The sequence below is a fragment of the Micromonospora sp. NPDC048935 genome (assembly GCF_043197875.1).
In the GTDB taxonomy this organism is placed as follows: domain Bacteria; phylum Actinomycetota; class Actinomycetes; order Mycobacteriales; family Micromonosporaceae; genus Micromonospora.
The window spans coordinates 172,388-196,146 of the sequence record NZ_JBICTZ010000010.1 but is presented as its reverse complement, the minus strand read 5'-3'; the positions used below and the strand labels follow the sequence as shown (position 1 = coordinate 196,146).

Below are 23,759 nucleotides of genomic sequence, written 5' to 3'. Positions count from 1 at the left end.
GGTCAGCTCCTTCGCAGACGCGGGTCGACGAGCAGGTACGCCAGGTCGGCCGCGGTGTTGACCACCACGTAGACGGCGGCCGAGAGGGTGACGACGGCCAGCACCACAGGCATGTCCCCGCTGGTGACCGCGCTGAGGGTGACCTGGCCGAGACCGGGCCGGCCGAAGACCTGCTCGACGATCACCGCGCCGCCGAGCAGGGTGCCGAAGAGCCAACCGGCGAGGGTGACAGCCGGCAGGAGAGCGTGCCGCAGTGCGTGGCGCAGCAACACCGTGCGCTCGCGTACGCCCCGGGACCGGGCGGTGAGCACGAAGGGCTCGTCGAGGGCCCGGTCGATCCCGTCGCGAAGCACCTGCGCGAGCACGCCGGCGATGGGCAGCGCGAGGGTGACGGCGGGCAGCACCAACGCGGTGACCCCCCGGTCGCCGGCGACCGGAAACAGCCCGAACCGGAACGACAGCACACTGAGCGACACCAGCCCGATCAGGAACGACGGGGTGGAGACCAGCAGCAGTTCGGTGCCGGAGCTGACCCGGCGCAGCCAGGGCCGCCGGTCTCCGGCCGTGGCGACCGCGGTCAGCAGGGCGAGCAGCACCCCGAGCCCGGCAGCGGCGACCGCGAGGGTGAGGGTGGGGGCGAGTTGTTCGCCGATCACCTCGGCGACCGGGCGTTGCAGCAGGTAGGAGCGGCCCAGGTCGCCCTCGCCGAGCCGACGCAGGTAGTCGGCGTACTGGACGAGGGCCGGTCGATCCAGGCCCCACTCGGCGATGATCTCGGCACGGATCTGCGGGGTGTCCGCACCGTCGCCGACGATGTTGTCCACGGTGTCACCGGGCGCGGCCAGCAGCGCCAGGTAGGCGGCGGTGGCCGCGACCCAGAGGACGATCAGGCCGGTACCGAGTCGGCGGGCCACGGCGCGTACGGGTGGGCGGCTCACGTCACTTGCCGATCCACAGGTCGTAGGCGCTCGCGGGAACCCCGGCGGTGGGCTCGAAGCGCACCCCGCCGACGGCCGTGCTGGCGGCGATCTGGTCGGCCGGCGCGTACAGCGGCAGCACCACGGCCCGCTCGACGACGACCTGTTGCTGCACGTCGGCGTAGATGCTGGCCCGCTTCGTCGGGTCGGCGGCCGCCTGACCGGCCTCCAGGAGCCGGTCGATGCGCGGGTCGTCGAGCTGGGTGCGGTTGATGCCGCCCGCGGAGTGCAGCAGCAGGTTGAGCGCGGCGCCGGCGTCGGTGTCGGCGCGGGAGTTGTCGAAGACCTCGTACTCGTCGCGCTCGAACGCCTCCGTGGCCGTGCCCTGGTCGACGAGCGAGACCTTCAGGTCGATGCCGGCGCTCTGCTTGACGGCGGCCTGCACGGCCTGGGCCAGCACGTCACGGCGGTCCCGGACGAAGGGTGCGGCCTGCACGAGGCGTACGGTGAGCCGCCGGCCGTCCTTCACCCGGTAGCCGTCCGCGTCCCTGGTGGTCCAGCCGGCCTGGTCGAGCAGGGCAGCGGCCTTGCCCGCGTCGCCGCCGTAGCCGCCTTCGAGGCGCTTGTCGTAGAGCGGGCTGGACGGGCTGATCACGCTCCAGGCGCGGGTGGCGGTGTCGCGGTAGACCGACTTCAACACGGTGTCGACGTCGACGGCCTCCCGGAACGCCTGCCGGACCCGCAGGTCGTCGAACGGCGGATGGGAGGTGTTGAAGTAGTAGGAGTACGCCGAGCCGGAGTTGAGCTCGCGGCTCAGGCGCAGCGCCCGGTTGGCGGTGACCAGCGGCTGATCGGTCGCGGGCACCCCCTCGATGAGCTGCACCTGGCTCGACGTGAGTGCACCGACGCGCACCGCCGACTCCTTGAGGAACCGATAGGTGACGCCATCGAGGTAGGCCGGGCCGGTGTGCGTGGCGGTGGGCGGCGCCCAGTCGTAGCCGGGGTTGCGCCGATAGCGCAGCTCCTGACCGGGGAGGTAGCGGTCCAGCACGAACGGCCCGGTGCCGACCACGTCGGTGCCACCGGCCTTGAGGTTCTTCGCCTGCCGCAGCGACGTCGGGGACACCTGCGCGCCCTGCGGGGAGGCCAGGAAGTCGAGGATGAGCACGTCCGGCGCGCTGAGGACGAGGCGTACGGTGCGCGGGTCGACGGTCTCGACGGCCTTGAGGTTGCGCAGTTGGACGGCCGCGACGTTCGGGGCGTACCCGGGTTCGCGGAGTTTGTCGATGTTGGCCTTGACGGCGGCCGAGTCGAAGGGGGTGCCGTCGGTGAAGGTGACCCGGTCACGCAGCGTCAGGGTGTAGGACAGCCCGTCCGGTGCGACCTGCCAGCCGGTCGCCAGCCACGGCACCAGCTTGCCCTGCTTGTCGTAGGTGAGCAGGGACTCGAAGGTGTTCCAGACCAGCAGGCGGGCCTTGGCCTGGGCGTACTGGTGCGGGTTGAGGGTGATCGGCTCGGTCTCCACGGCCCAGGTGAGGGTGCCGCCGGAGCGGGGCTGGCCGGCCGCCGAGGCGGCCGGGGTGGTGCCGGTGGAGCAGGCGGCGACGACGGCCAGCAGTGGGGCGAGCGCGGCGGCGGCCAGGGTACGCAGACGGTACGCGGGCATGCGGGGATCTCCTGTCCAGGCAGGCGGAAGCGGGTGTGCCGAGACCTGACCCGGCGCGTGGGCGCGGGCGGTGTCGGTGCGGTGGCGGCGCGGCGGTGCGCCTCACCCCGGCGGGCCGGCGCGGCGGGCCGGGTTACGGGCGAGGGTGCCGGGTCAGGCCAGACAGGAACTCGACCACACCCGACCGAAGTCGATGTGGCCGCGGATCGTCAGCCGCAGCTCGCTGGACATGAGCCGAGTCCACCTTCCGGGCGGTGGTGGTGTCAACGAATCCGTCGATGGATGTCGGCTATCGCACGCGCGGACGTCGATCCGTTGACGAATATCCTACTAAGGCTATAGGATTTGCGGAATTAGTGCGCGGGTCGGCGGACACCGCTGCGGCTCAGTCCAGGTCGAGAAGGATCTTCCCGGCCACCCGGCGCTCCCGCAGCGCGGCGGCCGCCTCCTCCAGACGCCGCCACGAGCCGCGCCAACCGATCGGCGACCGCAGGGCTCCACGCGCCACCAGGTCCGCGAGCAGACCGAGATCCGCCCCCGCGGCGGCGACATCGCCGAAGGATCGCAGTGTCCGTGCCGCGCCCGGTGCGAATGTGGAGTTCACCGGAAGGACGGCCGGCTCGCCGGAGGCCCAGCCGATGCTGTGCAGCACCCCACCCGGGGCCAGCAGGCCCCAGGCGGTCACCAGGTGGGCGCCACCGACCGTCTCCAGCACCACGTCGACCGGGTCGGTGATCGCGTCCAGGCCAACCACGACCTCGTCGGCACCGAGATCCGCCAGCCCCACGCCACGAGCCGGCGAGCCGACCGCCGCGACCACGTACGCGCCGCCGTGCCTGGCGAGTTGGACGGCGACCCGACCCACACCCCCGGACGCGCCCGTGACCAGCACCCGACGGCCGAGAAGCGGCCCGGACGTCCGCAGTGTGCGCAGGGCGGTGAGGCCGACGGTGGGCAGCACGGCCATCTCGGCCAGGTCGACGGCGGCGGGCACCACCGCCACACTGTCCACGTCGAACGCCGCCAGGCGGGCCCAGGCGCCCGGCCCGAACGCGACCACCTGGTCACCCTCGCGCAGGCCGGACCCGCCGCCGCGCACCACGTGACCGGCGGCGTCGTGCCCGAGCACGGCCCCGGCCGGCCAGACGTCGAGGTGACGGATCTCGCCGGCGTTGACGCCGACGTGTCGCACCTCGACGAGAACCTGCCCCGGGCCCGGAGTGGGATCGGGCAGGTCCGTCACCCGGAACCCCGCGCGGGCGTCCGGTGCGGCGACTATCGCTTGCACGGCATCCTCCTGTGTGCGAACTGGGCGTGCCTGCGCCCGGTCAGGCGGCGGAACGACGGGCTACCGCGTTGCGGTCGCCCGCCAGCCCGGCGTAGCGGCCCCGGTGGTACAGCAGGGGCGAGCCGACCTCGGCGTGCCGGAGCACCTCCGGCTCGGCCAACACGACGGCGTGATCACCGACGGTCACCCGGTCGACGACCCGGCAGAGCAGCCAGGCCAGGGTGTCGTCCAGGATCGGCACCGCCTCCGGACCGGCCTGCCAGCGGGTGGGAGCGGCGAACCGGTCGATGCCGCTCGTCGCGAAGGTCCGGGCAAGCTCCTGCTGGTGGTGGGCGAGCAGGTGCACCGCCACGTGCCGGGCACGGGCGACCGCGGGCCAGCTCGACGAACCGAGGTTCAGGCAGAACGAGACGATCGGCGGCGCCAGCGACACCGAGGTGAACGAGGTGGCGGTGAAGCCGACCGCCGGTGAGCCGGGAGCGGTGACCACCGTGACGGTGCTGGCCTGGTGGCGCAGCAGTGTCCGCAGCGCGTCGCTGTCGGCGTCGATCGGGGCATCGGTGGACTGGGGCATGACGATCCTCCCGGAGGGGTTGGTACGCAGAGGGCTACGAACGGTCGACGGAATCGCCCGCCAGCCGCTCGTACGGGGTCTTCTCACCGGCTTCGACGGCGACCGGCAGGCGGTTCTCCGCCGGGGGCAGCGGGCAGGTCGCGAAGTCGGTGTACGCGCACGGCAGATTGGTGGCCCGGTTGAAGTCGAGGGTCACCCGGCCCCGCTCGTCCGGTGCACCGACGGCCAGGGACCGGTTGGCCGGATATGTCGTCACGCCGGAGGTGGTGTCGGTGAAGAGCACCGACAGGCTCCCGGGTGTCGTGCCGTTGAAGACGGTCAGGCGCAGGGGCACCCCGTCGACGGCGAGCTCGATCTGACCGGGGGCGTCGTAGACGTGCGTGAGCCCCTCCACCGCCGCGCCGACGGTGGTCGGCCGAGGGCTGTCGAAGGGTACGAAGCGCCCGCTCAGGACCCATCGCTGGTCGGGCGGATAGGCAGGGGTGCCCCGGTAGCCGACGCGCAGCGGGTGGTCCGGACGCCGGGGACGGAGGATGTCGTGTCCACCCCGGCGGGCCACCTCCAGCACTCCACCACCGATGCCCACGGTGACGCCGGCACGCTCGGCGATCGGCCCGAACCCATGCCGGCCCTGGGTCTGCCGGCCGTCGATGACGAGCGACTCGCCATCACCGAGAGTCACCACCGGTCCGTCGTCGCCGGTGTGCCACTCCCCCGGCACGTCGGGGAACCGCTGTGGCACCGAGGTCAGCCAGTGCAGGCCGGTGACGGCGAGGAAGCCGTGCGGGTCGGCCCGAACCTCCTCGTGGCGTCGGTGCCACTCCCGCCAGGCCACCTCGAAGTCGGGCCGGGGGTCCACGGCTGTCGCCGAGACGGTGTCGTTGATCATGGCAGGGTCCTCCTCGACGAGGTGCACCGCCGCGGGCGCGGGGTGCGGAGATGCCGGTCGCGACCGTGCGTCGGCGACGGGGAAGGGGGCCGGCGAGGGCCGGGCGGCCCGGTCAGGCCGCGCTGGGGGCGCCGGGACAGAGCTGCGCGGCGACGCGCATCAGGTCGACGACCCGGCGGGAGGTGAACAACCGAACCGGCTGCATGTCCTCGATTTTCCTACCAATGAAGTAGGAATTCAAGCCCCCGGGTGGACATCGGCACCGGCCTGCCCTGCATGCAGAACACGCACGCGGTCGCCCAGGGGATCGCGCCCGACTCGCGGATCGTCTGCGTGGACGACGACCCGATGGTGCTGGCGCACGCGCGGGCGCTGCTGGCCAGCACGACCTCGCAGGGCGTCACCACCTACGTCCCGGCCGACTACCACGACCCGGAGCGGATCCTCGCCGCGGCGGCGAAGAGACCCGACTTCGACACGCCCGTCGCCGTGATGTTCATGGGCGTGCTGGGCTACGAGCCCGACCTGGACGTGGCGCGCTCCATCGTCGGACGGACGATGGACGCGATGCCCCGCCGGCTCGCACCTGGTGCTCTGGGACGGCACCAACGCCAGCCCGGCGGTGGTGTCCGGCGCGGAGCGGCTGGCACAGAGCGGCGGGGTCCCATACATCCGGCGCAGCCCGGAGGAGTTCGCGAGTTGCTTCGACGGGCTGACGATGGCACCGCCGGGCCTGGTCCCTCAGTGGCGACCAGAAGATCCCGACGCGGTCGGGATGATCGACGCCCACGGCGCCGTGGCGCGTGAGCCCTGACCGACCGGACGCCGCCCCGCTGCCGCCTTGAGCGCGACAGCGGGGCGGGCGTCACTCACGCGTCACAGGTCGGCGTCAACCCGTCGGGCACCGCACTGGCCGACACGACAAGCCCAAGCCTCGCCACGCCGTCCGGCGCCAGGGTCCCGTTGTACGTGGCGTTGCGGACCGAGACGTCGGCACCGGTTGTCTCGATCACCCCACCCCAGACCGTCTCGACCCGCTCGTCTCCGGGCCACCGCCAGGAGACGCGCCACCGGTCCACCGGTTGGCTACCGATGTTGCGCACGATGACCGTGACGACGTAACCGCTGCCCCAGTGAGCGTCGATCGTGGCCGTCGCCCGGCACGACGTCGGCGATGCGGTCCGGGTCGACGCGATCACGAACGGGTCCCGCCGGCCCCCGGCGTCGGTGAACCGGTACCAGTACTCGGTGCCGGGCTTCAGCTCGTCGACCGTCACCGAGCCGGTGCGCTCCGGCCCGGAGACGGCCTCGGCCACCGGGGCCTGCCAATGCAGGGCGTCGTCGCGGTTGGCGAAGAGGCTGACGGTCATCGGCGGGTCGTAGCCGCAGGGCGGGCGGGAGAAGATCGAGTACGAGATGGTCACGCTCGTGGTGGTGACAGCGGTGACGCTGGCGCCGATCGGCAGGGCCGGCGGGCAGGCGACCGTGGGCGTGGCGATCGGCGTGGGCGTGGGTGCCGCAGTGGGCGACGGTGTCGGTGCTGGCGTCGCCTCGGCGACGGCGGTCCCGGCCCAGGCGGCCAGCGCCATGGTCGTGACGGCGAGGAACGTACGAAGCATCGGTGCCTCCGTGGTTTAGCAGGCACCGAGGACCGAGGTGGTGGCCGGTGCCGCGCTCGGGTGTCCGGTAACCGACGAGGACTGCCCGGCACGGGTGACGTGACCACCGCGTGCGCCCTGTGGACCGGAGAAGGTGTGGTGCGCGCTGGCTCCCGAGCACGACCGACCACAGCATGGCAGTCGACGAACATCGATGCAAGCACTCACCAGCGCGTCGGTCTACAGCATCAGGTGATCGAGGTGTAGACCGGCGCCCAGCCCAGGCTCTGCCCGGTGGAGGAGAACACCTCGATCTTGCGAACCACCGCACCCGGCGTGGTGGCGGGGGCGGGGCGAATCCGTGCTCGGCCGACCGGGCAGGGGCGGCCCACGGGGACACCGAAGCCGTTGGCGACCGGACGCTTCGTACCGTCGAACGGGCTGGTGCGGCGGCGGCCGCGGGCGCCGCGGCTCGGTTGCGGCGACCTGAGCTGCTCAGACTCCGAGCCGGCGGTCCACCCCGGGTGTGCCCGGCGCCCGGACCGCACGGAACGTGGTGTGCCGCCGCAGCCGGAAGCCGAGCGACTCGTACAGCCGGATCGCTGTGGTGTTGCTGGCCGCCGCGTGCAGGAAGGGGCGCTCACCCCGAGCGCGGATGCCGGCCGCGACGGCCCGCACCAGTCGGGTCGCCAGGCCCTGACCGCGGACCTCCGGTGCGGTGCACACCGCGCTGATCTCGGTCCAGCCCGGCGGGTGCAGGCGCTCGCCTGCCATCGCCACCAGCGTGCCGCCCCGCCGGATGCCGAGGTAGGTGCCGAGTTCGACGGTCCGGGGCAGGAACGGGCCCGGTTCGGTGCGGGCGATCAGAGCGAACATCTCCGGTAGGTCGGCGGCGGTGAGCCGCACCGCCTCCGGGTCGTCGGCCGCGTCGACCCCGACGTCGACCATCTGCACCCCGGCGACGGTGGCGTCGACAGCCCAGCCGTCGGGCAGGGGTGCGGCGGTCCCGGTCACCGCGACCAGCGCGCCCGGCCCGACAAGCGTGGCGAGGTCGGCCCAGACACCGGGATCGTCTTCCACACTGACACAGGTGAACGGCGTGACGTCCGGCTGGTAACGGGCGGCCCGGCCGTGTATCTCGGCGAACCGCCGGTGCGGGCCGGTCAGCGCGGCCCACACCGGGTTGTCCAGGGCCTCGTCGGTGTGTGTGTCTGTCACTTGCCCTCGATCGGCAGGCCCGGCGGGTTGATCTCCGACCTGGTGGTCGTCTCGTCGCCGAGGTTCCACCGGGCCAGGATCTTACCGTAGTCGCCCGAGCGGATCAGCTCGTCGACCGCGGCGGCGAGCGCGCCGACCAGCCCGCTGCCCTTCTTCGTGGTCAACGCGATCTTCCCTTGCAGCGCGGCGCCGGCACCCGAGTAGGTCCCGATGATCTCGGTCTCACCGGCGACCGCCACGTGGTAGGCGACGCTGGGGTTCGGGCCGAGGTGCGCGTCGATCTGCCCGGAGGCCAACGCCAGGTGGGTGGCCTGGTTTGTCTGGTAGTACCTGATGTCCACAGGTGCCAGACCCTGCCGCTTCGCCTCGGCGCTCCACTCGACGAGGATCTTCTCCTGGTTGGTGCCGGAGCCCACCGCGATTCGCTTGCCGGCGACGTCCCGGGGCCCGGTCGCCTTCCAACCCGCGCCCTTCTTCGCCTCGAACGCGAGGTTGTCCAACCGGTACGTGGCGAAGTCGTACTTCTGCTTCCGCTCCTCGGTGACCGTGATGTTGGAGACGCCAACGGCGTACTTGCCGCTGTCCAGACCGACGAAGAGGTTCTCCCAGGAGGTGTTCTCCAGACGCGGTTCCAGGCCGAGGATCCCGGCCACGGCCACCGCGATGTCGGGTTCGCTGCCGATCAGGGTCTTGTTGTCGGTAGCGGTGAAGGCCAACGGTGGCGAGCCGGCACCCGCGGCGCCGACCCCGATGGCGAGCGTGCCGCCGGCGCGGAGGTCCGCCGGCAGGAGCGCGGCGACGGCGTCGACCTTCGCGGGGACGATCCGCTTCTGGTCGGGACTGTCGTTCACGGTGCCGGCGGTGGCGGCCGAGGCACGGGGAGTCTCTTGCGGAGCGGCGCAGGCGGTGAGGCCCAGGGCGAGCACGACGGCGAGCAGGAGGGGGCGGGTGCGCATGATGCGTCTCCTCAGAACAGGACCTTGGACAGGAAGCCTCTGGTGCGTTCGTGGGTGGGTTTGTCGAGAACCTGTGTGGGCGGCCCCTCCTCGACGACACGTCCGGCGTCCACGAACACGACGGTGTCGGCGACCTCCCGGGCGAAGCCGATCTCGTGGGTGACGACGATCATCGTGGTGCCGGACCGGGCCAGCGCGCGGAGCACGTCGAGGACCTCACCGACCAACTCGGGATCGAGCGCGGAGGTGGGCTCGTCGAAGAGGATGAGTTTCGGGTCCAACGCCAGCGCGCGGGCGATCGCCACCCGCTGTTGCTGACCCCCGGAGAGTTGCCGCGGGTAGGCGTCCACCTTGTCGGCCAGCCCGACCCGGTCGAGCAACTCCCGGGCGTGGGTGAGGGCGGCCGCCCGCCGTCGGCGTCGCGTGGCCAATGGCGCCTCCGCGACGTTGTCGAGGGCGGTCAGGTGCGGAAACAGGTTGAAGTTCTGGAACACGAAACCGATGTCGGCGCGTTGCCGCAGGATCTGCCGCTCGCTGAGCTCGTACAGCCGGTGGCCGACCTCGCGGTAGCCGATGAGCCGACCGTCCACCCGGATCGTGCCTCGGTCCACCTTCTCCAGGTGGTTGATCGCCCGCAGGAGGGTGGACTTGCCGGAACCCGACGGCCCGAGGACCACTGTCACGCTGCCGGCCTGCACCGTGAGGTCGATGCCCCGCAACACCTCGTGCGTGCCGAACGTCTTGTGGACGTCGCGCACGTCCACCATCACGGTCACCGCGTCACCGCCTGGCGCAGGACGACGCGCAGGCGTTGCAGGGGCGTCGGGGGCAGGGTCCGCAGCGCACCCCGGGCGAAGTGCCGCTCGACGTAGAACTGGAGGATCGACAGCAACGCGGTGAGCACGACGTACCAGACGGTGGCCACCATGAGCAGGGGCACCACTCTGCCGTTGCGGCCGTAGACCACCTGGACCTGGTAGAAGATCTCACCGATCGCCAGCACGTAGACCACCGACGTGCTCTTCAGGAGGTTGATCAGTTCGTTGGCGGCGTTCGGCAGGATCGCCCGCATCGCCTGCGGCAGCACGATGCGGCGGAACTGGCGGGGCCGAGGTATGCCCAGCGCGGCGGCGGCCTCCAGTTGCCCCTGGTCGACCGAGAGGATGCCGGCGCGGACGATCTCCGCCGCGTAGGCCGACTGGTGCAGGGTGAGGCCGAGCAGCGCGGCACCGAACGGTCCGATCAGGTTCACCGTCTGCACCTGGTAGATGCCCGGCCCGAACGGCACACCGAGTTGCAGTGTGTCGTAGAGGTAGCCCAGGTTCGCCCAGAACAGCAGCTGCACGATCAGCGGCACCGAACGGAACACCCAGATGTAGGTCCAACTGAGCGCCTGGAGGACGGGGCTGCGCGACAGCCGCATGGCGGCCAGCGCGATCCCGGCGAGGAAACCCAGCGCCGCGCCGGCCACCGTGAGTTCGATGGTGGTCAGCAGCGCGCGGAGCACCGACCGTTCGAGGAAGTAGTCGGCGAACGTCGGCCAGTCCCAACCCGGGTTCGTGACAAGACCGTGGGTGAACTGCGCCGCGAGCACCAGCGCGACGACGGAGGCGATCCACCGCCACGGATGGCGGGCCGGCACCACGGTCAACAGGGGCGGTTCCGTCGTGCGGGGGGCCGCGGCAGGCGCGGACAGGAGACTCACGGGCACCTCCGGATCACGGTTGCCCATGACCATAGGGACGACCGGTTAACCAATCATCCCTATCTGAGAAATAGGTTATTACGCTGGACCCGACCGCCGGGCTCGTCGATCGCCGACGTGCGACAGCCAAAAACTTTTGTGCACTTCCTACAACGGAGGGACTGTTGGTTCGGTGGTTGCGCCATAGCGCTGGCCGCCGCCAGACGGAAGGGTGATCACTGCTGGGAGCCGTCGTCTCGCGGCACGCAGTTCGAGGTCTAGTTAAGGGGTCAGTCGGGTGTTCAACCGTGTCGCCATCGTCAACCGAGGTGAAGCCGCCATGCGGCTCATCCACGCGGTCCGCGAGCTGGCTGCGGAAACCGGCAGACAGCTCGAAACCGTCGCTCTCTACACCGACGTCGACCGCACCGCCACCTTCGTCCGCGAGGCGGACATCGCCTACGACCTCGGTCCGGCATCCGCCCGCCCGTACCTCAACCTCGCGGTGCTGGAGCGTGCCCTGACCGAGACCGGCGCCGACGCCGCGTGGGTCGGCTGGGGTTTCGTCGCCGAGGATCCGGCGTTCGCCGAGCTGTGCGAGAAGATCGGTGTCACGTTCGTCGGGCCGAGCCCGGACGCCATGCGCCAACTCGGCGACAAGATCGGCTCGAAGCTGATCGCGGAGCAGGTCGGCGTGCCGGTCGCGCCGTGGAGCCGCGGCGCCGTCGAGACCCTGGACGCCGCCCGGGCGGCGGCGGCCGAGATCGGCTACCCGCTGATGTTGAAGGCGACCGCGGGCGGCGGCGGGCGCGGCATCCGCGTGGTCCGCAGCGAGGCCGAGCTGGTCGACGCGTACGAGCGGACCAGCCAGGAGGCGGCGCGGGCGTTCGGTAGCGGCATCGTGTTCCTGGAGCGCCTGGTCACCGGCGCTCGGCACGTCGAGGTCCAGGTGATCGCCGACGGGCAGGGCACAGCGTGGGCGCTCGGTGTCCGCGACTGCTCGGTGCAGCGACGCAACCAGAAGGTCATCGAGGAGTCCGCGTCGCCGGTGCTCGACCCGGCGCAGGCCGCCGAGCTCAAGACGTCGGCCGAGCGACTGGCCATCGCTGTCGGTTACCGGGGCGCGGCGACCGTCGAGTTCCTGTACCACCCCGGCGACCGGCTGTTCGCGTTCCTCGAGGTAAACACCCGTCTCCAGGTCGAGCACCCGATCACCGAGTTGACCACCGGGTTCGACCTGGTCAAGGCGCAACTGCACGTCGCGTCGGGCGGGCGGCTGGAGGGTTCGCCCCCCGCCGAACGCGGGCACGCCATCGAGGCGCGACTCAACGCCGAGGACCCCGACCGTGACTTCGCGCCGTCGCCGGGGCGCATCGCGCGGCTGGACCTGCCCAGCGGCCCCGGCATCCGGGTGGACACCGGCGTCAGCGAGGGCGACACCATCCCGGCCGACTTCGACTCGATGATCGCGAAGATCATCGCGTACGGCCGCGATCGTGACGAGGCGCTCGGCAAGCTACGTCGGGCGATGGCGAACACCACGGTGATCATCGAGGGTGGCGCGACGAACAAGAGCTTCGTGCTCGACCTGCTCGACCAGCCCGAGGTGATCGACGCCAGCGCGGACACCGGCTGGATCGACCGCGTCCGCGGCGAGGGCCGGCTCGTCACGCACCGGCACTCCGCGGTCGCGCTGGCCGCCGCCGCCATCGAGGCGTACGAGGAGGACGAGCGCATCGAGCGGCAGCGGCTGCTGTCCACGGCGTCCGGTGGACGCCCGCAGGTGCAGCACGCCAGCGGCCGCCCGTTGGACCTCAAGTTGCGCGGCGTCAGCTACCGCACGCGCGTGGCCCGGGTCGGCGCGCACCGGTTCCGCGTCGGCATCGAGGCGGGCCCCGTCGTGCGCACCGCCGACGTCGAGCTGGACCGCTTCGACCGGCACACCGGCCAGATCGTCGTCAACGGCATCCGGTACCGCCTGCTCACCGGCACGTACGGGCCGACCCACCTGGTCGAGGTGGACGGCGTCACGCACCGGGTCAGCCGCGACGAGGGCGGCGTCCTGCGCTCCCCGATGCCCGCGCTCGTCGTCGCCACGCCGCTGGAGATCGGCGCCGAGGTCGAGGCGGGCGCACCCGTGCTGGTGCTGGAAGCGATGAAGATGGAGACGGTGCTGCGGGCGCCGTTCAAGGCGCGGCTGAAGGAGTGCGCCGTCTCGGTGGGCAGCCAGGTGGAGGCGGGCGCGCCGTTGCTGCGCCTGGAGCCGCTCGCGGACGAGGCCGGCGAGACCGCGGCCGACCCGACCGCCGAGGCTGTCGAACTGGACCTGCCCACCGCCGCCGAGGACGTGCCGGCGTACGAGCGCAGCAGGCGCGGTCAGGAGGACCTGCGCGGTCTGCTGCTCGGCTTCGACGTCGACCCGCACGACGACCGGCGGGTGCTCGACGACTACCTCACCGCCCGACGGGCCGCCACCGAGGCCGCTCCGCGGTCCTCGGGCGCGGCGACGAGCCAGCGGCCCCTGGCCGCCGAGCTCGACCTCGTCGAGGTGTTCGCCGACCTCGCCGAGCTGAGTCGTAACCGGCCGACCGGCGAGGACGGCGGCGCCGCGCACGTGCACAGCGCCCGCGAGTACTTCCACACCTACCTACAGAGCCTCGACGTCGAGCGGGCCGGGGTGCCGGACGCCTTCCAGGCCAAGCTCGCCAAGGCGCTCGGCCACTACGGTGTCACCGACCTGGAACGCTCCCCCGCCCTCGAGGCGGCCGTCTTCCGGATCTTCCTCGCCCAGCAACGCGCGTCCGCCGACGCCACGGTGATCGCGACGCTGCTGCGCGCCTGGCTGCGGGAATCCCCGCCGGACAAGGCACTGCGCGAGCCCGCCGGTCTCGCGCTGGAGCGGCTGATCGCCGCGACGCAGGTCCGCTTCCCCGCGATCGCGGACCTCGCCCGTGGCGTGGTGTTCGCCTGGTTCGCCCAGCCGCTGCTGCGCCGCAACCGCGCCCGCGTCTACGCCGGGGTCCGTGGGCACCTACGGCACCTGGACGCCCACCCGGACGCCACGGACCGCGCCGAGCGCGTCGCCGAGATGGTCCGCAGCACCGAACCACTTGTCCGGCTGCTCGGCCAGCGGCTCGTCCGTGACCACCTCGACAACGCGGTCATGCTGGAGGTGCTGACCCGGCGGTACTACGGCAACAAGGCCCTCACCAGCGTGCGCACGCACGAGGTCGCGGGCTGCACGTTCGTCGTCGCCGAGCGGGCCGACTCCAGTGTCGTCTCCGCCGCGGTGCGCTTCGACGCGTTGGGCAGCGCGCTGCGCGGGTTGGCCGAGTTGGCCACCGACGAGGACTCCGTCGACGCCGACATCTACCTCGGCTGGGAGAACCAGCCGGAGGACTTCGACGCGATGGCGGCGGCGCTGGCCGAGGTCATCGCCGCGCACCCACTGCCGCCCCAGGTGCGGCGGGTCACCACCACCGTCGCGGGTCGCGGCGGGGCGGTCATGCACCACCACTTCACCTTCCGCCCGTCGGGCACGGAGCTGACCGAGGACCGGCTGATCCGCGGCCTGCACCCGTACATCGCGCAGCGGATGCAGTTGGAGCGGCTGCACAAGTTCGACCTGACCCGGCTGCCGGCGACGGACGAGGAGGTCTACCTCTTCCAGTGCGTGGCGCGGGACAACCGGGCGGATGACCGTCTCGTCGCGTTCGCGCAGGTGCGTGACCTGACCGAGCTTCGCGAGCAGGACGGCCGCCTGGTGGCGCTGCCGACGACCGAGGACGCCATCGCCGCCTGCCTCGACTCGATCCGCCGCGCCCAGTCGCGGCGACCGTCGAAGACCCGCTTCAACACCAACCGGATCGTGGTCTACGTCTGGCCGCCGAGCGAGCTGACCCGCGAGGAGATGGAGATGATCGCCGGGCGCGTCCGCCCGACGACGGTGGGTGCCGGACTGGAGGAGATCCTGTTCATCGCGCGGCAGCGCGACCGCCGGACCGGCGAGCTGACCAAGATCGCCGTACGGATCACGTTCGACGCCGCGGGCGGCGCGGAGTTGGCCGTCGGTGAGCCGCCGGTCGAGCCGATCGAGCCGCTGGACGAGTACCGGCTCAAGGTGCTGCGCGCCAGCAGCCGCAACACCGTGTACCCGTACGAGCTGACCGGCCGGCTCGGTGCCTTCGTCGAGCACGACCTCGACGCCGACCACGCGTTGGTGCCGGTGGACCGGCCGAAGGGACGCAACAGCGCCGCCATCGTCGCCGGAGTGGTCACGACCCCCACCGAGCGGCACCCGCAGGGCGTCACCCGGGTGGTGCTGCTCGGCGACCCGACGAAGTCCCTGGGTGCCCTGTCCGAGCCCGAGTGCCGTCGCGTGATCGCCGCTCTGGACCTGGCGGAGCGGATGAACGTGCCGCTGGAGTGGTGGGCGCTGTCCGCGGGTGCCCGGATCTCCATGACCTCCGGTACGGAGAACATGGACTGGGTGGCCGCGGCGCTCAAGCGGATCGTCGAGTTCACCCAGGCCGGCGGTGAGATCAACATCGTGGTCGCGGGCATCAACGTCGGCGCGCAGCCGTACTGGAACGCCGAGGCCACGATGCTCATGCACACCAAGGGCATCCTGGTGATGACACCCGACTCGGCGATGGTGCTCACCGGCAAGCAGTCGCTCGACTTCTCCGGCGGCGTGTCCGCCGAGGACAACTTCGGCATCGGCGGCTACGACCGGGTGATGGGCCCGAACGGGCAGGCGCAGTACTGGGCGCCGAACCTGACCGCCGCGCGGGACGTGGTGATGGCGCACTACGACCACACGTACGTCGCGCCCGGCGAGGCGGCGCCCCGGCGGGCGGTCACCACCGACCCCGCCGACCGCGACATCTCCGGCTTCCCGCACGACGTGGCGGGCAGCGCCTTCGGCACCGTCGGGGAGATCTTCTCCGTCGAGCACAACCCGGACCGCAAGAAGCCGTTCGACATCCGTACGGTGATGCGCGCCCTGGCCGACCAGGACCACCCGGTGCTGGAGCGTTGGGCGGGCATGGCGGACGCGGACACCGCGGTCGTGCAGGACATCCACCTCGGCGGCATCCCGGTCTGCCTGCTCGGCATCGAGTCCCGGTCGGTGCCACGGCACGGTTTCCCGCCCACCGACGGCCCGGACACCTACACGGCGGGCACGCTGTTCCCCCGCTCGTCGAAGAAGGCCGCGCGGGCGATCAACGCGGCCAGCGGCAACCGGCCCCTCGTGGTCCTGGCGAACCTGTCCGGCTTCGACGGCTCACCGGAGTCGATGCGCAAGCTGCAACTGGAGTACGGCGCCGAGATCGGCCGGGCGATCGTCAACTTCCGGGGGCCCATCGTCTTCTGCGTGATCTCGCGCTACCACGGCGGTGCGTTCGTGGTGTTCTCCAAGGCGCTGAACCCGAACATGACGGTGCTCGCGTTGGAGGGCTCGTTCGCCTCGGTGCTCGGTGGCGCTCCCGCCGCCGCGGTGGTGTTCTCCGCCGACGTCAACGCCCGCACGGCGGCCGACCCCCGGGTGCGGGATCTGGAGGCCCGCGCCGCGGCCGCCGCCGGCACCGAACGCGCCGCGCTGACCGCCGAACTCGACGAGCTGCGCTCGTCGGTGCGCGCCGAGAAGGTCGGCGAGGTGGCAACGGAGTTCGACCGGGTGCACAACATCCAACGCGCCGTCGAGGTCGGCTCGGTGGACGCCGTCATCCGCGCCGCCGAGCTGCGTCCGCGCATCATCGAGGCCATCGAGGCCCGCCTGGGCTAACGCCGGGAGTGGCGACGACCGGGGGCCAGCCTGATCAGGCTGGCCCCCGGTCGATTACCGCCATGTCTGCGCGATCCGCCGTCAGCCGGTTCGCTGCTCGCGGGTCGGGCCGCCCTCGGCCTGCCAGGCGGCGACAAGATCCTCGCGGGCCCGGGCCACCCGGGAACGGATGGTGCCGACCGGGCAACCGCAGACGTCCGCCGCCTCGGCGTAGGACAGGCCGAGCACCTGCGTGGCGACGAACGCCTCGCGACGCTCCGGGCTCAGGCCGGCGATCACCTGCTGGAGGGTCACGCCCTCGTCGGCGCCGGTGGTGATCGCTCCGGCGGCCTCGGCCGCCGCCTGCCAGTCCGGCACCGCGGCCAACCGTGGCCGGGCGACCGCCGTACGGACGTGATCCACGGCAACGCGTCGCGCGATGGTGAACACCCAGGTACGCGCCGACGACCGGCCGGCGAAGCCGGGCAGGTTGCGAAACGCCCGCAGAAACGTCTCCTGGGTCAGGTCGTCGGCCTCAGCCGGCCCGGCCAGGTGCGACAGGAACCGCCGGACCTGATCCTGTAGGGCCCGGACGAACGCGGTGGCGGCCTGCCGGTCGCCCCGGCCCGCCTCCTGCGCCCACCGGGTCACCTGGTCGTCGTCAGCGGCGCCGTTGCGCACAGACCACCGTCCTGGGTGCCACGGGCGCTCCTCCATGCCGAGTTGCCGTCGTCGGATCGCGCCGCTCAGCCGCGCACTCTGGTGGTCGGTGGCCGGCCCGGGAAAGTTCCCGGGACCTGACCGCACCTGTGCGAAAACGGCGTGCAGAGCTAACAAATAGCTGACATGCGGCGATCAGGCTGGCTCGCATGCACAAAGCGAATGTGAAGATCACCGGTTTGGCGGTCCTGCTGTTGTCGCTCGCGGCCTGTGGCGACGACCCGAAGGCGTCGGAGCCGCAGGTGGCCGCGGTCCCGGGTGCGACCTCGTCGGCGAGTGCCGGCCCGGCCGCTTCGAGCAACGCCGCCGACCGCCAACTCCCCCTCGGCGCGAGCAAGCAGGAGATCGACCGCCTCTACCAGGTCTACTACGCCTGCTGGACGCAGCACGGTGTGCCGTCGGCGCCGGGGAAGGGCGAGAACGGCGGCCCGCTTCTCAGCTACAAGATGGACGAGAAGAAGTACCAGCCGGCCGTGGACGCGTGCGCCGACAAGGAGCCGCTGGGCCCGCCGGAGCTCGACCCGCACCAGAACCCGAATTTCGCCGACGACCTGCGCGAGCAACTGCAGTGCCTCCGGGACCAGGGTCTGTCGATGGAGATCCGGCAGGGGGGCACCGACAACGCCACCATCTGGGTCGCGCCGGAGACCAAGGCCAACCTCGAGAAGGCCAACAGCGACGCGGGGATGGAGATCCAGCGTCAGTGCGAGATCTCGGCCTTCACGCAGAGGTAGCCGACCGTGCGGACGAAACCCCTCATCATCACCATCACGTGCGGTGCGCTCGCGCTGGGCGGCGTAGCCTACGCCGTCCACGTCGGCCCCGGCGACGACTCTCCGGCCGCGCAGCCGGCTGCGGCCAGGGTGGCCACGGCCGAGGTGATTCGGACCGACCTCTCCGACTACTGGGCCGAGAGCGGCACGGTCGGCTATCGCAAGCAGCGCACCCTGCGGGGTGTCGCGCCCGGGGTGCTCACCTGGTTGCCCCCGTCCGGCAGCACCATCGCCCGCGGCGACATCATGTACCGCTCCGGTGACCGCCCGGTGATCCTCTTCTACGGGTCGTCGCCGATGTTCCGCGACATCGACGTGGTCGGCATGGTCGGCCGCGACGTCAAGGTGCTGGCCGACAACCTCCGGGCGCTCGGCTACCGGATCGGGTCCCAACCCGCACCCGGGACCCGGGTGACCGTCCAGGGCGGACCGCCACCGGCCGCGAACAAGCCGGGTGCGAACGACCCGGGTGCGAACGACCAGGGTACGAACGGAGGGGCCAACAAGCCGGGTTCGACGCCGACGGCCTCCGGCACCGGGACCTACCAGACCGTCGTGACCAGCCAGGACGCCGTCTTCACCCGATCGCTCAAGGACGCCGTGAAACGCTGGCAGACGACCAAGGGGGTACGTCCGGCCACCGGCACCGTGACACTCGGCGACATCCTGGTGCTGCCCGGGGCGGTGCGGGTGGGCACGGCCTCGGCCCAGCTCGGCGACGACGCCACCGGCAACCTGATGGCGATCAGCGATCAGGCCAAGGCGGTCACCGTCGAGATCGACGCCAGCCGGGCCGACGACCTCCGTGCGGGGCAGAAGGTGCAGATCACTCTTCCGGACAGCTCACCCACCAGCGGCACCATCACCTCGGTGAGCAGCAACGTCCAGGCCGCCCAGTCCGACGACGGCAACCCCGGCTCGGAGGGCCCGAAGGTGCAGGTCGTCGTCGCGGTGGACGACGCCTCGGCGATCCAGAACATCAGCTCGGCCACCGTCGAGGTCCGGTTCACCGGCACCACCGAACACGACGTACTGGCCGTCCCGGTCGGCGCACTGCTCGCGCTCAGCGGTGGCGGTTACGGCGTACAGATCTCCGACGGTGCCCTGACCGCGGTGAAGGTGGGCCTGTTCGCCGACGGCATGGTGCAGATCAGCGGTACGGGCATCACCGCCGGCACCAAGGTGGTGACGACGTCGTGACCGCCGTGTTGGAGATCGACAGTGCCACCCGGCGCTACGGCGAGGACGTGACGGCACTGCGCGACGTCTCGTTGCGGATCGCCACCGGCGAGTTCGTGGCCATCCTGGGGCCGTCCGGGTCGGGAAAGTCCACCCTGCTCAACATCATGGGCACGCTGGACCGGCCCACCGAGGGCCGGGTGCTGATCGGCGGGCGGGACGTCACGACCATGTCCGACCGGCAACTGTCCAGCCTGCGCGGCCGGTGGCTGGGCTTCGTGTTCCAGCAGTTCCATCTCACCGACGGGTTGACCGCGACCGAGAACGTCGCGACCGGGCTGCTCTACGCCGGCGTACACCGCCGGCACCGCCGGGCGCTGGCCCTGGCGGCACTGGAACGGGTCGGTCTGGCCCACCGCGCCGACCACCACCCGCAGGCGCTCTCGGGCGGTGAACGCCAACGGGTGGCAATCGCCCGGGCGCTCGTCAACCGGCCCGCGCTGGTGTTGGCCGACGAACCGACCGGGGCGCTCGACGTGGCCACCGGATCGGCCGTGCTGGACCTGCTGACCGAGCTGAACCGGGACGGGACCACGATCGCGCTGATCACCCACGATCACGAGGTGGCCGCCCGGGTGCCGCGGCAGCTCCGCATCCTGGACGGCCGCCTGGTGTCCGACTCCGCGGCGGGCGGTGGGCCGGCATGAGGCGTACCCGTCACGAGGCGAGGGTGGACCGGGACGCCGCGCCGGTCCGGCTGGCCCCGGCCGACCTGATCGGTCTGGGTCTGCTCGGCATCCGGACGCGCACGGCGCGCGCGGCCCTGTCGGCGCTCGGCATCGCCATCGGCATCGCCACCCTGATCCTGGTCACCGGGATCCCCGCGTCGAGCCAGCGGGCACTGGAGGAGAAACTGGCCGCCCTGGGCACCAACCGGCTGCAGGTCACACCGGCGCCCAACCGCGAGCCACCGGTCAAGCTGCCCGTCGAGTCGGTGGACATGGTGTCCCGGATCGCGCCGGTGACGGTGGCGAGCGCGACAGCCGACTTCGGGCTGAACGTCGCCCGCTCCGACCGGACCGGCGCCGGGGACTACAACGCCATCGCGGTCGTCGCCACCAGGACGAACCTGCTCGCGGCGATCGACGGCCGGGTACGCTCCGGCCGTTTCCTGGATCCCGCGATGGAACGCCTGCCGACGGTGGTCCTCGGCTCGGTCGCCGCCCAGCGGCTCGGCTTCGCCACCGTCGACCTCTCCCAGCCGCTCCAGGTCCACCTCGGCGGGCAGCGGTTCAGCGTGATCGGCATCCTCGACCCGGTGCCACTCGCACCCGAGATCGACCGCTCCGCGATGATCGGCTGGGAGGCGGCCAACCGCTGGCTGCGCTTCGACGGGCACCCGACCCGGATCTATGTGCAGACCACCGACGCCCAGGTGGTGGCGGTACGCCAGGTGCTGGCCGCCACGGCGAACCCGGAGCATCCCGGCGACGTGCAGGTCAGTCGTCCCTCGGACGGGCTCGCCGCCAAGCAGGCCGTGCGGCAGACCTTCAGCTCGCTGCTGCTCGGGCTGGCCGGGATCGCGTTGCTCGTCGGTGGCATCGGGGTGGCCAACACGATGTACATCTCGGTGCTGGAGCGACGCCGTGAGATCGGCCTACGTCGGGCCCTGGGCGCGAACCGGGGCCAGGTACGCATCCAGTTCGTGACCGAGTCGATCGTGCTGTCGGCGCTCGGCGGAGCGGCCGGAGTGCTGACCGGCGCGGTGGCCGTCGCCGGCTACGCCACCCTCCAACACTGGCCGGTGACCATCCCACCGACGATGGCCGCCGTCGGGCTGGGGGGCGCGCTGACCATCGGGGTGTTGGCCGGGGTCTACCCGGCGATGCGGGCGGCCTCGCTCGACCCCACCGAGTCACTGTCCAGCGTCTGAGCAGTCGTTAGGAATCTGTCAGGTCGGGTCTGGAATCGGTTCGGTGCCGGATCGCCGGCCTATCATCGCCGGCATGTGTGCGATGGTCTTGGTCGCTGACGACGATCCGCGGCACGCGGAGGGGATCCGCCGCTATCTCGTGGCTGCCGGCCACGAGACGATCGTGGTGCACGACGGGCGGGCGGCGCTGGACGCCGCCCGCCGGGACCGGCCCGACCTGGTGATCCTGGACGTGATGATGCCGGGGCTGGACGGCTTGCAGGTCTGCCGCACGTTGCGGCAGGAGTCCGACGTCCTGGTGCTCATGCTCACCGCGCGCAGCACCGAGAGTGACCTGCTGCTCGGCCTGGAACTCGGCGCCGACGACTACCTGACCAAGCCGTTCAGCCCGCGGGAGTTGGTGGCCCGCACCCGTACCCTGCTGCGCCGCGCGGCCCGGGGCGCTCCCGAGCCCACCGGGCGGAGCATCCGGCAGATCGGTCGGATCAGCGTCGATCCGGTCGGGCACCACGTGACCGTCGACGGCGAGCGGATCGAGTGCACCCGTGGCGAGTTCGCCATCCTGGCCGCCATGTCCGAGCAGCCGGACCGGGTCTTCACCCGAGCGCAGCTCCTGCACCACACCCGCGGCCTGGACCGCAGCTCGACCGAGCGCACCATCGACGTACACGTGGTGAACCTGCGCCGCAAGATCGAGACCGACCCGAGACGACCCCGGCAGTTGCTCACCGTGCACGGGGTGGGCTACAAGTTGGCGCTGGGCCCGACACCGTGAACAGGGACCAGGTGCCGCTGCGGCACAGCCTGGTGACCCGGCTGCTTGTCGCCGCCGTGGTGATCGCGCTGGCCGCGATCTCGGCCACCGCCTGGCTGGCGGCGACGACCACCACCCGCGCGATCAACTACGAGCAGGGTGGCGCGGTCGCCGACCAGAAGGACGTCTACCAGGCGCTACTCGGTTACGCGGCCACCCACCACGACTGGTCCGGGGCCGCCGCCCTGGTGCGGTCGCGCGCCGCCGAGCTGGGTCGCCGCATCACGCTCACCACCGACGACCACCGGGTCATCCTCGACTCGCAGGACGGGCCGGCGCTGCGCAACACCAGCCCCGCGGCCGTGGTGGATCCGCTCCAGGTCGACCTGGGCCTGACCGGCGGCGACGAGCACATCGACGAGCGGGCCGTCGGGCCCTACGTCGTGCCGACCGACGACCGGTACGTGCTGGGCGAGGTGGCCAAGAACAGCCTGGCCTGCTTCAACAAGGTGGGCTACGACGGTGTCATCGAGGTCGCGAAGACCGGCCGCCCGAGCGTCGTGCTCACCAACGTCCGCGCCGAGGCCGAGCGGCCCCTGACCCGGTCCGTGACCGAGAGCTGCGGGTTCGCGCTCGACAGCCTGGTCAGTGCCGCCGAGAAGAAGGCACTGGAGACGCTGACCACCCTGACCGCCCGCTGTCTCAGCCTCGGCGACCGCGCCTCCGAGCTGCGCATCACGCCGACCTTCGATGCCTATCTGGGCGAATCGGCGGTGGTCCGGACCGCGCACGAGAAGATCGCCGTGAAGCCGCCGTCGCTGCTCGAACCGGCCGGGCCGGTCGGCGTCGTGCGGGGCTGCGTCGAGTCGGGGCGCAGGACCCAACTGCGGCCGTACGTGGCGCCCCGCGCGCTGCTGTTCGTCACCGCCCCGGGCACCGGCCACACCACGCTGCGCCTGTCCGGCGGCAGCATCGGACGAATCGTGGCGGTCACCGGCGCGGTCCTGCTCGCCACCGTCGCGGCGACCGTGCTTGTCGGCCGGCGCCTGGTGCGGCCACTGCGCACCCTCGCCGACGCGGCCGAACAGCGCACGCCCGCCCCGGTGTCCGGTCGCGACGAGATCGGCCGGTTGGCGCGTGCCCTCAACGACTCCGCGCAACGCCGGGAACGGGCCGAGGCGCAACGCCGCACCATGGTCAACGACGTGGCACACGAACTGCGTACGCCACTGAGCAACATCCGTACCTGGTTGGAGGCGGCGCAGGACGACCTGGCCCCGACCGACGCCCAACTGCTGGCGCTGCTGCACGAGGAGGCGCTGCTGCTCCAACACATCATCGACGACCTCGGCGACCTGGCGGCCGCCGACGCGGGCACGCTGCGGATCGACCCGGAACCGACCTACCTGCGGGACGTGCTCACGCACGTGGTCGACAGCCACCGGGGCAACGCGCTCGCGGCCGGGGTACGCCTGGAACTCAGCGTCGTGTCGGACCCGGTGGTACAGGCCGATCAGGTGCGCCTGCGACAGGTGGTCGGCAACCTGATCTCGAACGCCATCCGTCACACCCCGCCCGGCGGCTCGGTCACGGTCGGCGCGGACGGCACGACCATCTCCGTACGCGACACCGGCAGCGGCATCTCCCCGGCCGACCTGCCGAAGATCTTCGACCGTTTCTGGCGGGCCGACGAGTCGCGCAGCCGGGTGACCGGCGGCAGTGGCCTCGGCCTGGCCATCGCGCGCCACCTGACCGAGGCACACGGTGGCACGATCGAGGTGCGGAGCGAAGTGGGCCGGGGCACGCTCTTCACCATCCGGCTGCCGGGCCTCGGCGGATGAAA

Annotated in this window: 20 protein-coding genes and 1 pseudogene; 9 read left to right on the top strand and 12 right to left on the bottom strand. The window is 71.8% G+C overall.

Annotation, left to right across the window (positions count from 1 at the left end; translation table 11 throughout):
• Positions 1-2: 2 nt before the first annotated feature.
• From ACGFIW_RS25630 to ACGFIW_RS25610, 5 genes are all read right to left on the bottom strand, one after another.
• Positions 3-938, bottom strand: a complete 936-nt coding sequence (locus ACGFIW_RS25630) for an ABC transporter permease (RefSeq protein ID WP_393320523.1) — start codon at positions 936-938, stop codon at positions 3-5.
• 1 nt (position 939) lies between these two features.
• Complete coding sequence (locus tag ACGFIW_RS25625) at positions 940-2,583, bottom strand: ABC transporter substrate-binding protein (RefSeq protein ID WP_393320520.1); 1,644 nt, start codon at positions 2,581-2,583, stop codon at positions 940-942.
• 385 nt (positions 2,584-2,968) lie between these two features.
• Positions 2,969-3,871 carry a zinc-binding dehydrogenase gene (locus tag ACGFIW_RS25620; RefSeq protein ID WP_393320517.1) on the bottom strand — a complete coding sequence of 301 codons (903 nt, stop codon included), beginning with the start codon at positions 3,869-3,871 and terminating at the stop codon, positions 2,969-2,971.
• Positions 3,872-3,911: 40 nt separating this feature from the next.
• Positions 3,912-4,445, bottom strand: coding sequence for a flavin reductase family protein (locus ACGFIW_RS25615; protein WP_393320514.1), 534 nt, complete (start codon positions 4,443-4,445; stop codon positions 3,912-3,914).
• Between the two features lie 34 nt (positions 4,446-4,479).
• Entirely contained in the window at positions 4,480-5,334 is an 855-nt protein-coding gene (locus ACGFIW_RS25610) for a DUF1684 domain-containing protein (protein ID WP_393320512.1), read from the bottom strand.
• A 276-nt stretch (positions 5,335-5,610) separates the two neighbouring features.
• Between ACGFIW_RS25610 and ACGFIW_RS25605 the strand changes: the two are divergent.
• Together ACGFIW_RS25605 and ACGFIW_RS25600 are read left to right on the top strand one after the other, a co-directional pair.
• Positions 5,611-5,850: pseudogene (locus tag ACGFIW_RS25605) on the top strand (SAM-dependent methyltransferase); the annotation flags it as partial.
• Between the two features lie 73 nt (positions 5,851-5,923).
• The gene (locus ACGFIW_RS25600; RefSeq protein ID WP_393320859.1) at positions 5,924-6,148 is read left to right on the top strand and encodes an SAM-dependent methyltransferase; all 225 of its coding nucleotides are present in this window, start codon (positions 5,924-5,926) and stop codon (positions 6,146-6,148) included.
• Between the two features lie 55 nt (positions 6,149-6,203).
• Here ACGFIW_RS25600 and ACGFIW_RS25595 read toward each other — a convergent pair whose 3' ends face one another.
• The 6 genes from ACGFIW_RS25595 to ACGFIW_RS25570 form a co-directional block, all read right to left on the bottom strand.
• Complete coding sequence (locus ACGFIW_RS25595) at positions 6,204-6,953, bottom strand: cellulose binding domain-containing protein (RefSeq protein WP_393320509.1); 750 nt, start codon at positions 6,951-6,953, stop codon at positions 6,204-6,206.
• A 227-nt stretch (positions 6,954-7,180) separates the two neighbouring features.
• Complete coding sequence (locus tag ACGFIW_RS25590; RefSeq protein WP_393320506.1) at positions 7,181-7,324, bottom strand: hypothetical protein; 144 nt, start codon at positions 7,322-7,324, stop codon at positions 7,181-7,183.
• 103 nt (positions 7,325-7,427) lie between these two features.
• Positions 7,428-8,150: a GNAT family N-acetyltransferase gene (locus tag ACGFIW_RS25585; RefSeq protein ID WP_393320504.1), complete on the bottom strand. Its 723-nt coding sequence runs from the start codon at positions 8,148-8,150 to the stop codon at positions 7,428-7,430.
• On the bottom strand, positions 8,147-9,106 hold the full coding sequence (locus tag ACGFIW_RS25580; protein WP_393320501.1) for an ABC transporter substrate-binding protein: 960 nt from the start codon (positions 9,104-9,106) through the stop codon (positions 8,147-8,149). Before ACGFIW_RS25580 ends, ACGFIW_RS25585 begins: the two co-directional genes overlap by 4 nt.
• Positions 9,107-9,117: 11 nt before the next feature.
• The gene (locus ACGFIW_RS25575) at positions 9,118-9,873 is read right to left on the bottom strand and encodes an amino acid ABC transporter ATP-binding protein (RefSeq protein ID WP_393320856.1); all 756 of its coding nucleotides are present in this window, start codon (positions 9,871-9,873) and stop codon (positions 9,118-9,120) included.
• Positions 9,874-9,878: 5 nt separating this feature from the next.
• The gene (locus ACGFIW_RS25570) at positions 9,879-10,811 is read right to left on the bottom strand and encodes an amino acid ABC transporter permease (protein WP_393320498.1); all 933 of its coding nucleotides are present in this window, start codon (positions 10,809-10,811) and stop codon (positions 9,879-9,881) included.
• A gap of 277 nt (positions 10,812-11,088) precedes the next feature.
• On the opposite strand from ACGFIW_RS25570, the gene ACGFIW_RS25565 reads away from it, so the two are divergent.
• Entirely contained in the window at positions 11,089-16,578 is a 5,490-nt protein-coding gene (locus ACGFIW_RS25565) for a carboxyl transferase domain-containing protein (protein WP_393320495.1), read from the top strand.
• An 81-nt stretch (positions 16,579-16,659) separates the two neighbouring features.
• Here ACGFIW_RS25565 and ACGFIW_RS25560 read toward each other — a convergent pair whose 3' ends face one another.
• A complete protein-coding gene (locus ACGFIW_RS25560; protein WP_393320492.1) occupies positions 16,660-17,238 on the bottom strand; it encodes a sigma-70 family RNA polymerase sigma factor in 579 nt (192 codons plus the stop codon).
• 188 nt (positions 17,239-17,426) lie between these two features.
• Between ACGFIW_RS25560 and ACGFIW_RS25555 the strand changes: the two genes are divergently transcribed.
• The 6 genes from ACGFIW_RS25555 to ACGFIW_RS25530 all read left to right on the top strand — a co-directional run bounded on the left by ACGFIW_RS25555 (position 17,427) and on the right by ACGFIW_RS25530 (position 23,757).
• Positions 17,427-18,011 (top strand): hypothetical protein, encoded by a 585-nt coding sequence (locus ACGFIW_RS25555; RefSeq protein WP_393320480.1) that lies wholly within the window; start codon positions 17,427-17,429, stop codon positions 18,009-18,011.
• A 6-nt stretch (positions 18,012-18,017) separates the two neighbouring features.
• Positions 18,018-19,250, top strand: coding sequence for an efflux RND transporter periplasmic adaptor subunit (locus ACGFIW_RS25550; RefSeq protein WP_393320478.1), 1,233 nt, complete (start codon positions 18,018-18,020; stop codon positions 19,248-19,250).
• The gene (locus tag ACGFIW_RS25545) at positions 19,247-19,936 is read left to right on the top strand and encodes an ABC transporter ATP-binding protein (RefSeq protein ID WP_393320475.1); all 690 of its coding nucleotides are present in this window, start codon (positions 19,247-19,249) and stop codon (positions 19,934-19,936) included. Before ACGFIW_RS25550 ends, ACGFIW_RS25545 begins: the two co-directional genes overlap by 4 nt.
• Positions 19,933-21,162: an ABC transporter permease gene (locus tag ACGFIW_RS25540; RefSeq protein WP_393320472.1), complete on the top strand. Its 1,230-nt coding sequence runs from the start codon at positions 19,933-19,935 to the stop codon at positions 21,160-21,162. The genes ACGFIW_RS25545 and ACGFIW_RS25540 overlap by 4 nt, the downstream gene beginning before the upstream one ends.
• 73 nt (positions 21,163-21,235) lie before the next feature.
• Positions 21,236-21,937: a response regulator gene (locus tag ACGFIW_RS25535; RefSeq protein WP_393320469.1), complete on the top strand. Its 702-nt coding sequence runs from the start codon at positions 21,236-21,238 to the stop codon at positions 21,935-21,937.
• Positions 21,934-23,757: an ATP-binding protein gene (locus ACGFIW_RS25530; protein WP_393320466.1), complete on the top strand. Its 1,824-nt coding sequence runs from the start codon at positions 21,934-21,936 to the stop codon at positions 23,755-23,757. The genes ACGFIW_RS25535 and ACGFIW_RS25530 overlap by 4 nt, the downstream gene beginning before the upstream one ends.
• Positions 23,758-23,759 lie beyond the last annotated feature (2 nt).